Source organism: Devosia beringensis (assembly GCF_014926585.1).
GTDB classification, from domain to species: domain Bacteria; phylum Pseudomonadota; class Alphaproteobacteria; order Rhizobiales; family Devosiaceae; genus Devosia; species Devosia beringensis.
On the sequence record NZ_CP045422.1, the window covers coordinates 698,832 to 711,934 of the forward strand.

11 protein-coding genes are annotated in these 13,103 nt (G+C 65.5%); 1 reads left to right on the forward strand and 10 read right to left on the reverse strand.

What is annotated here, in order from left to right; genetic code table 11:
- Nucleotides 1-10: 10 nt before the first annotated feature.
- The 7 genes from glyS to GDR53_RS03485 all read right to left on the reverse strand — a co-directional run bounded on the left by glyS (nucleotide 11) and on the right by GDR53_RS03485 (nucleotide 7,481).
- A complete protein-coding gene (gene glyS, locus GDR53_RS03455; RefSeq protein ID WP_193336712.1) occupies nucleotides 11-2,035 on the reverse strand; it encodes a glycine--tRNA ligase subunit beta in 2,025 nt (674 codons plus the stop codon).
- Nucleotides 2,036-2,103: 68 nt separating this feature from the next.
- Entirely contained in the window at nucleotides 2,104-4,026 is a 1,923-nt protein-coding gene (locus tag GDR53_RS03460) for a DUF2207 domain-containing protein (protein ID WP_210321383.1), read from the reverse strand.
- Between the two features lie 5 nt (nucleotides 4,027-4,031).
- Nucleotides 4,032-4,592, reverse strand: coding sequence for a LemA family protein (locus GDR53_RS03465; protein WP_193336714.1), 561 nt, complete (start codon nucleotides 4,590-4,592; stop codon nucleotides 4,032-4,034).
- Between the two features lie 78 nt (nucleotides 4,593-4,670).
- Complete coding sequence (locus GDR53_RS03470) at nucleotides 4,671-5,594, reverse strand: glycine--tRNA ligase subunit alpha (RefSeq protein ID WP_193336715.1); 924 nt, start codon at nucleotides 5,592-5,594, stop codon at nucleotides 4,671-4,673.
- Nucleotides 5,595-5,646: 52 nt separating this feature from the next.
- Nucleotides 5,647-5,871 carry a hypothetical protein gene (locus tag GDR53_RS03475; RefSeq protein WP_193336716.1) on the reverse strand — a complete coding sequence of 75 codons (225 nt, stop codon included), beginning with the start codon at nucleotides 5,869-5,871 and terminating at the stop codon, nucleotides 5,647-5,649.
- A 3-nt stretch (nucleotides 5,872-5,874) separates the two neighbouring features.
- The gene (locus tag GDR53_RS03480) at nucleotides 5,875-6,711 is read right to left on the reverse strand and encodes a S49 family peptidase (protein WP_408639796.1); all 837 of its coding nucleotides are present in this window, start codon (nucleotides 6,709-6,711) and stop codon (nucleotides 5,875-5,877) included.
- A gap of 62 nt (nucleotides 6,712-6,773) precedes the next feature.
- Nucleotides 6,774-7,481, reverse strand: a complete 708-nt coding sequence (locus tag GDR53_RS03485; RefSeq protein ID WP_193336718.1) for a tRNA1(Val) (adenine(37)-N6)-methyltransferase — start codon at nucleotides 7,479-7,481, stop codon at nucleotides 6,774-6,776.
- Nucleotides 7,482-7,652: 171 nt separating this feature from the next.
- Here GDR53_RS03485 and GDR53_RS03490 point away from each other — a divergent pair, with 171 nt between their 5' ends.
- Nucleotides 7,653-8,666: a polyprenyl synthetase family protein gene (locus GDR53_RS03490; RefSeq protein ID WP_408639782.1), complete on the forward strand. Its 1,014-nt coding sequence runs from the start codon at nucleotides 7,653-7,655 to the stop codon at nucleotides 8,664-8,666.
- On the opposite strand, the gene GDR53_RS03495 is transcribed toward GDR53_RS03490, so the two are convergent.
- The 3 genes from GDR53_RS03495 to GDR53_RS03505 form a co-directional block, all read right to left on the reverse strand.
- Nucleotides 8,663-9,544, reverse strand: coding sequence for a 4-(cytidine 5'-diphospho)-2-C-methyl-D-erythritol kinase (locus GDR53_RS03495; RefSeq protein ID WP_210321384.1), 882 nt, complete (start codon nucleotides 9,542-9,544; stop codon nucleotides 8,663-8,665). The two genes, GDR53_RS03490 and GDR53_RS03495, sit on opposite strands and share 4 nt — an antisense overlap.
- Nucleotides 9,545-9,551: 7 nt before the next feature.
- Entirely contained in the window at nucleotides 9,552-11,294 is a 1,743-nt protein-coding gene (locus GDR53_RS03500) for a tetratricopeptide repeat protein (RefSeq protein ID WP_193336719.1), read from the reverse strand.
- A gap of 106 nt (nucleotides 11,295-11,400) precedes the next feature.
- On the reverse strand, nucleotides 11,401-13,047 hold the full coding sequence (locus tag GDR53_RS03505; RefSeq protein WP_193336720.1) for an electron transfer flavoprotein-ubiquinone oxidoreductase: 1,647 nt from the start codon (nucleotides 13,045-13,047) through the stop codon (nucleotides 11,401-11,403).
- Between the last annotated feature and the right edge of the window lie 56 nt (nucleotides 13,048-13,103).

Here is a 13,103-nt window from a genome sequence, read left to right on the forward strand (position 1 = left end):
GGCGGCCGGTTTAACCGGCTACCTTGGAGAAATCGGCGACCAAATGCATGGTGTCGCGCAGGCGCGCCAGCAGGTTGAGGCGGTTGGCGCGGACAGCGGCATCGTCATCGTTGACCATGACCGATGTGAAGAACGCATCGACCGGGGCGCGCAGCGAGGCCAGTTCGGCCATGGCACCCTTGTAGTCGTCGCGGGCGACGTGGCTTGTGACCGCGGCGTGGACGGCGTCCACGGCAAAGGCCAGAGCCGACTCCTCGGGCCGCTTCAACACATCCTGGGCCACGGCGCCGGCATAGGCCCGGCCGTCCTTCTTTTCCTCGGCCGCCAGAATATTGGCGGCGCGCTTGTAGCCGGCCAGCAGGTTCTGCCCATCGGCCGATGACAGCAGGGCCGAGAGCGCCTCGGCGCGCTGGGTGATCTGCAGCATGTCGTCGCTGTCGGCTGATATCACCGCATCAACGAGGTCATGGCGGGCGCCGGCATCACGCAGGGTGACCTTGAGACGGTCGTGGAAGAAGGCGAGGAGATCTGCCTCGACCTTGAGCGGGAATTTCAGCCCGTTCTCGGTGATGATGCGGATCACGCCTAGCGCAGCACGACGCAGCGCAAAGGGATCGCGCGAGCCGGTGGGCTTTTCGTCGATGGCCCAGAAGCCGGTGAGCAGGTCAAGCTTGTCGGCCAGGGCCACGGCAATCGAGGTAGGCTCGGTAGGCACGGCGTCGGTGGGGCCGAGCGGCTTGTAGTGCATCTCGACGGCCGTCGCGATATCGGCCGACTCGCCCTGGGCGCTGGCATAATAGCGGCCCATCAGGCCCTGCAGTTCGGGGAATTCGCCGACCATGCCGGTGGTAAGGTCAGCCTTGGCCAGCATGGCAGCGCGCTTGGCGCGCTCGGGATCGGCGCCAACCAAAGGCGCGATCTCGGCGGCCAGCTTGACCAGGCGCTCGACGCGGGCGAACTGGCTGCCCAGCTTGGCATGGAACACGGTATCTTCGAGCTTGGGCAGGCCATGCTCGAGCGGCAGGCTCAGATCGCCCTGGTAGAAGAACATGGCGTCGCTGAGCCGGGCGCGGATGACGCGCTCATTGCCGGCGGTGATCACCGCGCCGCCATCGCTGGCTTCGGTATTGGCGGTGATGATGAAATTGGGCGCCAGCTTGCCATTGGCATCGCGCAGGCAGAAGCACTTCTGGTTGGCGCGGATGGTGGCGATGATGACTTCCTCGGGCAGCTTGAGGAAGGCGGGATCAAAGGTCCCCATCATGACGACGGGCCATTCGACGAGGCCGGCGACCTCCTCGAGCAGGCCTTCATCCGTGATGACGGTCAGCCCCTGGGCAAAGGCGAGCTGCTCGGCATCGGTCTTGATGATGTCCTTGCGGCGGTCGATGTCGAGCACGACCTTGGCGCGTTCGAGCGCGGTCACGTAGTCGTCGAAGCGGCGCACGCGGATGGGCTCTGGCGCGAGGAAGCGGTGGCCGAAGGTGGTCTGGCCCGAGGTCAGTTCATTGGACTGGAACGGAATGACCACCGGCTCTTCGTTTTCGGCGCCGAAGGTGGCGGTGATGGCGCGCAGGGGGCGCACCCAGTTGAACGTGCCCGTGCCCCAGCGCATCGACTTGGCCCAGGGGAAATCGACCAGCAGCTTGGGCAGGATGACGGCCAGCAGGCTGACGGCGTCGGCGCCGGGCTTTTCGATCAGCGCGACGTAGAAGTCGCCCTTTTTGGGATCGCTTTCGATCTTGGCCTGGTCAATCGATGCGAGGCCCGCGCCGCGCAGGAAGCCGTCGATGGCCTGCTGCGGCGCGCCGACCTTGGGGCCCTTTTTTTCTTCGCGCGTATCGGGCGAGCGGGCCGGCAGGCCGGTGACCGTCAGCGCCAGGCGGCGCGGCGTGACAAAGGCCTTGGCGCCCTCATAGACCAGACCCGCATCGACCAGCGCATTGGTCACCAGTTTCTTGAGGTCGTCGGCCGCGCGCCGCTGCAGGCGGGCGGGGATTTCCTCGGAAAACAGTTCGAGCAGCAGTTCGGGCATGACAGATACCAGGGGTTGGAAAGCGCGGTTTTGCTTAACTTGGGTGGACGGGGATGTCCACACGCCGATTACCAGCCGCCGCCGCCACCACCGCCGCCGCCACCACCCGAGGAGCCGCCGCCGCCGCCGCCACCGCTGGAAAAACCCGATGAACTGGCCTGGACCGGCTGGGAGGCGACCATGGCGGCTGTCATGCTGGCGGCCGCGGCGCTGACCGCATTGGTGATGCTGGAGGAGGCATTGCCGAAGCCGCCGGCGCTGCCGCCATGGTACCAGCCCGGCGAGTAGTCGCCGGTGACGTCGCTGACGGCATGGCGCGCCAGTTCGGCCTCGAAATGCTCGGTCCAAGGCTTTTCAACGCCCAGCGCGATGGCAAAGGGCAGCAGCCGCTCAAAGAAGCTCGCCGTCATGGGCGGCGCCGCCTCCATGTTCATCCGGTCCTTTTCGGCCGTTTCCATATAGAGCTTGAGGCCGTCGATCTCGTCCATGGCCTTGCGGCCCTGCACCGTTGGGGCCCGCATCAGGAAGGCGAAAATGATGCTGACCAGCACGATGGAAATCGCTGCGACCGAGGCCACGTTGATGGCAATGCTGGTGAAGCTGTCGAGGGCAAAACCGAAGACGTTGAAGGCAGCAACGGCCAGCCAGATGAACGTAAACCCGCGAGCCAGCCAGCCGCCCTTGAGGCCCTTGCTGGCAAGGCCGCTGAGCGAGGCCAGCAGAATGCCGATCACAATCGAGCCCACCAGCCAGAGCGGGTCGAGAATATCGGCCAAGACCATGCCGCCCAGCAGGACGATACCGAGCACGAAGCCCAGCACCGAATAGCCCGTATTGGTCTTGAACCACAGCTTGCGGTTTTCCGCTTCGATGGCGTCGATGAAGGCGGCGCGGCGCTTGTTGAGCTCAGGGCCGTTGCTGGTGTCGATGGACACCGTTCCCTTGCCGTCGAGATAGTCGAACAGCACCGCTTCGCCGGCCGGCAGCGGTTCGGCCGGCTGCTTGCCGGTGCTGGTGATGGCCAGCGTATCGGTGCTGTTGTCGATGGTGACCAGACCCTTGACGCCCAGGCTGAACATGGCGGCAGTCAGTGCCGTCCAGCCCGCATTGGCAAAGCCCCATTTGTGCACATAGTGCACCAGGGCCGGCGAAAAGCCCTTGGGCGCATGGAACAGCGGAATGATGGTGCCCTTGTCGGGGTCACGCCCGACGCGATACCAGGCCAGGGCGTTGTAGGCGACTGCCAGCAGGGCCGCGAGCACCGGCACGATGGTGTCGCGCAGGTCGGCGATTTGCTGCAGCAGCGCATCCAGACCCGTGGGATAGGTTATCACGCCCTTGTCGAAGGCCACCGCGATGGTCAGGCCCTCGCCGGCCGCAAGCGGGCGGGTGGCGCGGAAGCTGGCGGCGTTGTCCGAATTGCGCTTGCTGGCTACGGCCTGTTCGGTCGAGCCCAGCGGGCCGGTATAGCCGGCCAGATCGGTGATGACGGCCCCATCAGGCAGGGTCACGCTGGCCGCCGCCGACACGATGGGGAAGATCCAGTAATTGCCCGTGACGTTCCAGTAGAGCTCGTCATGGTCGGCAAAGGCGCGGGCCATGCGGCTCATCGTATAGGTGATGGTATAGCTATGGCGGCCCCGGGTCAGCAGCACTTCGGGATTGCCGATCCAGATGCGCTGGAAATTGCCCATGCGCTCCAGCCGGAAGGGTTCGCTCCTGCCGTCGCGCTGCACGTCGAGTACAGCGAAATCGGGCCGCAGCTTGCCGCCGTCGCTGGTCTGCAGAACCACTGGAACGTCGCGGTAGATGCCGCGGCGAATGTCCTGGCCTTCGGCATTGACCGCGATGGTTTCGGTGACCGTCACCGTTCCGTCCGCGGCCATGACGATGTCGCTGGCATAGCTGGTGATCTGCTCGCGCGCCGTCACGGGCAGGACGAGAAACAGCCCCAGCAGCAAAGCAAGCAGCGGCCTCAACAGCGCAGGCATGGTGACTAGTTGAACTTGACGGATGGAACGGCGCGGTCGGCTTCGTTCTCGAGCTCGAAATACTGCGCCGCATGGAAGCCGAAGGGGCCGGCGATGAAGTTGGAGGGCACCGATTCGACCATGACGTTGAGATTGCGCACGGCGCCATTGTAGTAGCGGCGGGCCATCTGGATCTCGTCCTCCACGGTCTGCAGCGCGGCCTGGAATTCGAGGAAAGTGGTATTGGCCTTGAGGTCGGGATAGGCCTCGGCCGTGGCGATCAGCCGGCCCAGGGCGCCCGAGAGCTGACCTTCGGCCGCAGCGCGCTGCTCGGGCGTGCCATTGGCGGCGCTGGTGGCGGCGGCGCGGGCATTGGTGACGGCCTCAAGCGTTTCGCGTTCATGGCTCATATAGCCTTTCACCGTCTCCATCAGGTTGGGGATGAGATCGGTACGGCGCTTGAGCTGCACGTCGATGCCCGACCAGCCCTCCTGGACCATCTGCCGGGTCTTGACCAGGCCATTGTAGATGCTGACGGCATAGACGGCGGCGACAACCACCAGACCCAGAATAATCCAAAGCGTCATGGCAGAGGCTCCCTCAAGCGCGGCTTATGTGCCGCGGACACTGCCATTGCGCCGCGAACTAGGCAATGGCCGCCGACGCTATTCCGCGCCGCCGCCGGCAGTTTGCAGCCAGGCTTCGCCGCAGCTCTTGGCCAGTTCGCGAATGCGCAGGATATAGCTCTGCCGTTCGGTCACCGAGATGACGCCGCGGGCGTCGAGCAGGTTGAAATTGTGCGCGGCCTTGAGCACCTGCTCATAGGCGGGGATGGCCATGGTGTGCTGGTTGCCCGTAGCGCCCTTCTGGAGAATGGCGCGGCATTCGTTTTCGGCATCGGCGAAGTGGCGGAACAGGATCTCGGTGTCGGCAGCCTCGAAATTGTACTTGGACTGTTCCTGCTCGTTCTGCAGGAAGACATCGGCATAGGTGACCTTGTCGTCGCCGCTGCCGCCGTTGAAGTTGAGCTCCATGATGGAGTCGACGTTCTGCAGATAGCAGGCCAGGCGCTCGAGCCCATAGGTCAGCTCGCCCGAGACCGGGTTGCACTCAAAGCCGGCCACCTGCTGGAAATAGGTGAACTGGCTGACTTCCATGCCGTCGCACCAGACTTCCCAGCCCAGGCCCCAGGCGCCAAGGGTCGGGTTTTCCCAATCGTCCTCGACAAATCGCAGGTCATGCAGCGCCGGGTCGATGCCGATGGCATAGAGCGACTTGAGATAGAGCTCCTGCAGGTCAGGCGGCGATGGCTTGAGGATCACCTGGAACTGGTAATAGTGCTGCAGGCGATTGGGGTTTTCGCCATAGCGGCCGTCCTTGGGGCGGCGCGAGGGCTGCGCATAGGCAGCCTTCCATGGCTTTGGCCCCAGCGCGCGCAGCACGGTGCCGGTATGGGAGGTGCCGGCGCCCATCGGCATGTCATAGGGCTGCAGAATGACACAACCCTGCTCCGCCCAGAATTGCTGCAGCGTGAGGATCAAACCCTGAAACGAGTTTTTCGGGTCCATGTGCGGTGGGCTTATGGTCATGTGGCAGTCCCTGCTAACTGGGACAAACCTCTAGTTTGGCCGCCCGGCAGGGTCAACGGCGTTTGTCGTCATCTTCGGGACGGAAACGGCCGTCATCGTCGCGCTTGAGGTCGATGACGCCGGGCTGCTCGCGCTCGCGCAGGTCGCGTTCGCGGCGGAGGCGGCGGGACTCTTCATCCTCGGATTTGAACTGGCGGGTCCAGTCGCGCCAGATCTTCATCGCGCCGAGATAGATGAAGATGGCCAGGACCACGAAAATGAGGACGCGCAGCAGCATGGTTCAGAGCCCCAGCCGCGCCCAGACGGCGCGGTCTTCGATGGTTGCGGCGACATCGCCAGCCAGGCCAACGACCGAAAAACCGATACGTGGCAGAGAGATAAGTCCGCGCTTGGGCTCGAAGACCTTGAGGCGCACATCCTTGCCATAGCGGGTGCGCAGCGTCTCGTGCAGGTCACCGATGGCGTCAACCAGACCGAGCTCCTGGCCTCGCGTGCCGGTCCACCATTCGCCGGTGAAGAGGGTGTCGTCCGGGGCCTTGAGACGGGCGCCCCGCCGCGATTTGACCACGTCGATGAAGGTCTGATGAATATCGAGTTCGAACTGCTTGATGCGTTCGATGTCGGATGCCTTTTCCGGCAGGAAGGGATCGAGGGTGGACTTGTTGTTGCCCGCGGTATGGACGCGCCGTTCGACGCCGAGCTTGTCCAGCAGGCCGACAAAGCCGAAGCCGGCCATGATCACGCCGACCGAGCCGACCAGGGAAGATGGATCGACGATGATCTCGTCGCCGGCCACGGCGATGAAATAGCCGCCCGAGGCTGCAGCGTCCTCGACAAAGACCAGGACGGGCTTGTTGTGTTCGTCGGCCAGATCGCGAATGCGCTTGTAGATCAGCCGGCTCTGCACCGGCGAGCCGCCAGGCGAGTTGATGATGATGGCGACGGCTGGCGCCGACTTGATGGCAAAGGCGCGCTTGAGCAAGGGGGCGACACCAGCGATATTGAGCCGACCCGGACGCGGATCGGCAGAGATGACGCCCTGCAGCTTGACCACGGGGACGATGGCGCCGCGGCGCCCGGTAAGGCGCTGGAGCCAGGTTCGCGCCGGTCGAGCCAGATCGTTCATTGTCGCGCCTCTCATCAAAAACCGACGCCAGACTTAGGGGCTAGCGGGGGCGATTACCAGTCGAGCCGGGCGGCGCCACGGAAAATTGCATCAAACACCGGCTGGAAGGCGCGGCCAGTGGCATCGTGCAGCGCCCGGCTGGCCAGCAGGGTCAGCGGCGCTCTCGACCCCTTGATTGCGCGCAGCAGCACGCGGCTGGCGGGGGCTTCAGGCCGCGGCGTCAGCGGCAGGATGGTGATGGCACCAAAGCGCTGGTCGAAGGCGGCCAGCAGCGGCGCCAGGCTCTCGGCAGGATAGATGAAGATGATCTCCCCGCCCGGCGCGGCGCAGCCGGCGGCGGTCTTGACCCAGAGATCGAGAGCCGCGGCATCCATGTGCCGCGACCCGGCCCGGCCGGCATCGCCGGCCAGCGTGCCGGCGCCATCAGCAAAAAAAGGCGGATTGGCGATCACGGCGTCAAAGCCATTGTCGGCGAGGCCGGCGGCGTGGCGCGCGGTGCCTTTGGCGGTGACATCGACTTCCAGAGTCCGGCCGCGCACAGCCAGATCGTTATCGGCGAGGTTGATGGCTGCCAGAGCCAGCATGTCGGGGTTCTGTTCGGCCAAAACGGCCTGCAAAGCGGGCTCATGGGTCAGCGCGACGAGGGCGGCGGTGCCCACGCCGGCGCCCATATCGAGCAGGCTGGCGCGCCCCTGCCCCAGGGCCGCGCCGAGCAGCACAGAGTCGAGTCCGGCGCGAAAACCATGGCGCGGCTGCGACACAGTGAGCCTGCCGCCCAAAAAGGCGTCGCGCGTTACCGATTGGTGTTTTACAAAGGCTCTAGGCTGGTCTAGGGACATCGCACCCGAAAAGGCCGGTTTTGCGCGACCTTACATGCGTAAAGCCCACAGACTCAATCAATTTTGCCGATGGCGTATTGGGGTGAATAGACGGTGTCAGTGCTGACTCAGATTAAAGAGGCGCCCATCGCCACCCCGATCGACCGGTTGCTCGCGGCTACCGCGGACGATATGGCCAAGGTCAATGAACTGATCCTGAGCCGGGCCAATTCGCATGTCGAAATGGTGCCGGAGCTGGCGCGCTACCTCATCGACAGCGGCGGCAAGCGGCTGCGGCCCATGCTCACCGTGGCGGCAGCGCAACTGTTCGGCAAGGGCAATGGCTCGGCGATCAACTTCGCAGCCGCGGTTGAGTTCATGCACAATGCCACGCTGCTGCACGACGATGTCGTCGATGAAAGCGACATGCGCCGCGGCAAGCCGGCGGCGCGCATGGTGTGGGGCAACAAGGCCTCGATCCTGGTCGGCGATTTCCTGCTCGGCCAGGCCTTCATGATGATGGTGGAAACGCGCGACGTCGATTCGCTGGGCGTGCTGTCCTCGGCCTCGGCCGTGATGGCGGAAGGCGAAGTGTTCCAGCTGTCCAAGACGGGCGACCTCAGCACGACGGCAGAAGATTATGCCGAAGTGATCCGCGCCAAGACGGCCGTGCTGTTCCAGGCCGCCTGCGAAGTGGGCGCCATGGCCGGTGGCGCCGATGAGGCGGGGCGCCAGGCGCTGGCCACCTATGGCCTTGAACTGGGCAATGCCTTCCAGCTGGTCGATGATGCGCTCGATTATGGCGGGCAGGCCGGCACGCTGGGCAAGAATACCGGGGACGATCTGCGCGAGGGCAAGATGACCCTGCCGATCATCCTGGCACTTGCCGATGGTACGGCAGCGGAACGCGAGACCATCAGCACCGCGCTGGGTGACCCCGAAGCGACTGCCGAGCAGGTGGAAGCGGTGGTGGCCATCCTCAACCGGCTCGACGCCCTGCCCCGCACGCTGGCCCAGGCGCATGGGCATGCGCGCGCAGCGCAGCAGGCGCTCAAGGCCCTGCCCGCGTCTGACCTGTCTACCCTGCTCAACGATGTCGTCGAATTCAGCGTGCTGCGCGCCTTCTAGGCCCCTGGCACCAGCAGGGGCGCGGCCGCCACCCAGTGCTCGGGGTTCTGCGCCCGCATCAGCTGGGCGGCCTGATGCGCCTGGCCGCTTGAGCCAAACAGGCCGAACACGGTAGCCCCCGAGCCCGACATGCGCGCCAGCATACAGCCCTGTGCTGCGGCCAGATGATCGACGATCTCGCCGATCACCGGCACCAGCTTGACCGCGGGGGGCTGCAGGTCATTGCGGGTTTCGGCCAGCCAAAGGCCCAGCTGTACCGGCCGCGTCAGCGGCGACGGTAAAGCGGGGAGCGGGTAATTGTCATGCGCGCGCAGTCGGCGGAACACGTCGGCAGTGGGCAGCGGCACCATCGGATTGACCAGCACGATATGGAGGGCCGGGAATTCGGGCAGCACTTCGAGCAGTTCGCCCACCCCGCGCGCCAGCAGCGGCGCCGACACCAGACAGGCCGGCACATCGGCGCCGAGACGGGCAGCCAGGTCCGACAGCTCGGACACCGGGATGGGGTGGCTCGATAGCGACCGCATCAGCCGCAGGGCAGCAGCGGCGTCGGCCGAGCCGCCACCAATGCCGGCCGCCACGGGCAGGTTCTTGGTGAGGCGCAGCGCCAGACCGGTAGTCACGGCCAGGGGCCAGCGGGCGCGAAAGGCAGCGACAGCCCGGGAAACCAGGTTGGTCTCCCCGGCTCCCAACCCGCGGGCGAAGGGGCCTACAATGGTCAGCGAATCAACCTTGTCCGGCACGGCCTCGATTTCGTCGGCCAGGGCGGCAAAGACCACGAGGCTTTCGAGGTCGTGATAGCCATCCTCGCGCCGCCGCGTGACATGCAGAGCCAGATTGATCTTGGCCGGGGCGATATGGATGACGGGCTCGACCACGCGGACGCTATTCGGTCGCGTTGGCAGCCGTCAGGCCATCGGCCAGCTTGGCGGCCACCCGTTCCTTGACGTGGCCTTCTTCATCCATGGCAGCGGCAATCTTCCACTGAAAGCGGGCCTCGAGCTCGCGACCAGCGGTCCAGTAGGCGTCGCCCAGATGGTCGTTCAGTTCAGGATCATTGGGCCGCAGCTGCACGGCCTGTTCCAGCGTCGCGACAGCCTCGTCGATACGGCCGAGCTTGTAGAAGGCCCAGCCGAGCGAATCGACGATATAGCCGTCCTGGGGCTGTGCATCGACGGCCTTCTGGATCATCTCGAGCGCCTCGGTCAGGTGCATGTCCTGATCGATCCAGCTATAGCCGAGATAGTTCAGCACGGCGGGCTGGTCGGGGTTGAGCTCGAGCGCCTTGAGGAAATCGGCCTCGGCCTTGGGCCACTGCTTGTCACGCTCATAGGCAATGCCGCGCACATAGTAGAAGCGCCAGTCGGCCGGATGGTCGCCGCCGGTGATGGTCAGAGCCTGGGTATAGGCCTCGGCAGCTTCGGGGAACTGCTCGTCATAACGCAGCATGTCGCCATAGACCGAGGCGGCGTCGAGGTGGTCGGGCTGGGTGGTGACGATATTGCCCAGACGGCGCAGCGCTTCGGGACGATCGCCGAGAGCATCGAGATTCTGCGCAATGCGCACCACTGCCGTCGGCTTCATGGTGGAGGTGACAGGCACGGCGTCATAGATGCGGTTGGCGGCTTCGTGCTGGCCGGCAGTGTCGAGCAGTTCGCCCAGCGCCAGGGAGATCACGTCGGCGTTGGGATCGAGATAGAGCCCCATGCGCAGGAAGACCAGCGACAGGTCGAGGCTCCCATCGCGCGACAGGGCCACGCCGATGCCGTGGAACATTTCGGCGGCGCCGACCTGCACATTGGAGGCAAAGATGCCGGGGCGCTGGCCGGCGGCGATCTGCTCGCGCACCTGCGTGACAAAGGGGTGGGTGAGCCCCTGGTCTTCGAATTCGGCGATGACGTCGGTGGCTTCGTCAAAGCGGCCGGCATTGGCCAGCACGCGGGCATAGAGCTCGACCACGCGGGCCACATAGGGCTCGGCGGCAAAGGCCTGGCTCGCCAGGTCAATGGCCATCTCGGTCTCGCCGGACACTTCGGCCATCAGCGCCCGATGGAAGACCAGGAAATCGTCGAGCCCGGTCTCGCCCAGCGTATCGAGCATGGCGTCGGCATCGGTCTTGCGGTTGGCGCCGACCAGGGCCCAGGCCCGCAGAATGCTGGCGGTGATGCCGGTAAAGCTGTCCTGGCCGATGGCGCCGAGCTGGCTTTCGGCAGAATCATAGCGGCGCTCCTTGAGCGCCTCTGTGGCGATCACCAGTTCCGCCAGCTCATTGGTGGGGTCGAGCTCGAGCAGGTGCTTGGCCGTGGAGGCTGCCCGGCCGATCTGGCCGTCGGCGGCAAAGGCGATGAAGGCGCGCTCGACCAGGATGGTGTTCTGCCAGTCGGCCTCGGCGGCCTGGAAGAAATAGCGGGCCGCCTCGTCGGTACGCAGATCCTGCAGCGCCTGCTGGCCGGCCATATAGGCGCCCGTGGCGCTGGCCCGGAACATGGGCAGCAGATCGAAGCTGGTCCGCGCGTCCGATTGGGCGGTCTGCACGGGCTGTGCCGACTGGCCGGACTGGCTTGCCGTGGTCGCCAGCAGGATGGCGATCAGGGCCGGGCGCGCGAAGCGGTGCAAAAGCGATGTCACGACGTTGAATTCTCCCATGGTCCAAGCGGACCCGTTCTGGCGGCCAAGATTGGCCGTTTTGGGACGCCACCGCAAGGGCGCCCCCGTGAGTGTGATAGGACCGGCGCTACATGCCGCTGTAATTGGGCCCGCTGCCGCCTTCGGGCGGCACCCAGGTGATGTTTTGCGCCGGGTCCTTGATGTCGCAGGTCTTGCAGTGGACGCAGTTGGCGGCGTGGATGCGGAACACCGGCGTGCCCCCGGCCTCGGCCACTTCATAGACCCCGGCAGGGCAATAGAGCGGCGCCGGCTCGCCATATCTGGGCAGGTTGTCGCGGATCGGCACCGCCGGATCGGCCAGCTTGAGATGGACTGGCTGATCCTCGTCATGCGCCAGATTGGCCAGATAGACCGAGGAGGCGCGATCGTAGGTGATCTTGCCGTCCGCCCGGGCATAGGTGAGCGCCGGCAGCTCGCCCTTGGGCTTGAGACCGGCATGATCGGGGCCGCGATGCGACAATGTGCCGAGCAGGGAACGGCCCAGCAGGGCGACCGCCCAGAGCTCGACGCCACTGGCCAGCACGCCCAGCATGGTGCCCAGGCGCGACCAGAGCGGCTTCACATTGCGCACCGCCTGCAATTCCTCAGCAATGCCGGTCTGCATGATGCGCTCGGCGAAGTCGGCGATGACATCGTGCTGGCGGCCCTGGGCGATGGCTGCGGCCACCGCGTCGGCAGCGCCGATGCCCGAGAGGATGGCATTGTGGATGGCCTTGAGGCGCGGGGCGTTCATGAAGCCGGCAGCGCAGCCGATAAGGCCACCGCCGGCAAAGGCCAAGGAGGGGATGGATTGCCAGCCGCCGGCCGTGACGGCGCGGGCGCCATAGCTGATGCGGCTGGCGCCTTCGAGCAAGGGCGCGATGGATTTGTGGGTCTTGAAGCGCTGGAACTCGTCAAAGGGCGACAGCGTGGGGTTGGCATAATCGAGATAGGTGACGAGGCCGACATAGAGCTTGCGGTCTTCGGCGTGATAGACGAAGCCGCCGCCGGACGTGGCATTATCGAGGGGAAAGCCGAGATAGTGATCTACCGTGCCGGGGCGATGCCGCTCGGCGGGGATCTGCCAGACCTCCTTGATGCCCAGGCCATATTTCTGCGGCTGCTGCTCGAGTTGGTAGTCGGCGATAATAGCCTTGGCCAGCGAACCGCGGGCGCCTTCGGCGATGAGGGTATATTTGGCTTCGAGCGCAATGCCTTCGGCAAAGCCGGGCTTGGGATTTCCGGCCGCGTCGCGGCCGAGATCACCGGTAATGATGCCGCGCACCGGCCCGGCGCCGCCGCCCAGCACATCGATCGCCGCCGTCATGGGGAAGATATCGACGCCCAGCTCGGTGGCCTGCTCGCCCAGCCATCGGACGAGATTGCCCAAGCTGGCAATGACTCCACCCGGGGTCTTGAGCTGGGGCGGCAGCAAAGCATGGGGAAAGGCGAAATCGGCCTTGGCGGTCAGGAAATGATAGGTATCGGTGGTGACGTCGGGGCCGACCGGGGCGCCCTTGAGGCGCCAGTCGGGGATCAATGCATCGAGGCCGCGCGGATCCATGACGGCGCCCGAAAGGATATGACCGCCCAGTTCGGCGGCTTTTTCGACCACGGTCACCGCCAGTTCGGGGTGGCGCTGCTTGAGGCGGATGGCGGCGGCCAGGCCGGACGGACCGGCGCCGACGATCAGTACATCTGTCGAAAGGGTTTCGCGCGAACCGGCTTCGGCCATATAGGAACTGCCCCTGACTGGTGGACGCGGCTGGCCGCGCCAAACGGGCTGTGACA

Excerpts from the sequence above, each read along its gene's own strand:
- GDR53_RS03475 (WP_193336716.1), bottom strand. The coding sequence starts at position 5,871 with ATGCTGCTGCGCGTCCTCATTTTCGTGGTCCTGGCCATCTTCATCTAT.
- glyS (WP_193336712.1), bottom strand. The coding sequence starts at position 2,035 with ATGCCCGAACTGCTGCTCGAACTGTTTTCCGAGGAAATCCCCGCCCGC.
- GDR53_RS03465 (WP_193336714.1), bottom strand. The coding sequence starts at position 4,592 with ATGACGCTTTGGATTATTCTGGGTCTGGTGGTTGTCGCCGCCGTCTAT.
- GDR53_RS03470 (WP_193336715.1), bottom strand. The coding sequence starts at position 5,594 with ATGACCATAAGCCCACCGCACATGGACCCGAAAAACTCGTTTCAGGGT.
- GDR53_RS03460 (WP_210321383.1), bottom strand. The coding sequence starts at position 4,026 with ATGCCTGCGCTGTTGAGGCCGCTGCTTGCTTTGCTGCTGGGGCTGTTT.
- GDR53_RS03505 (WP_193336720.1), bottom strand. The coding sequence starts at position 13,047 with ATGGCCGAAGCCGGTTCGCGCGAAACCCTTTCGACAGATGTACTGATC.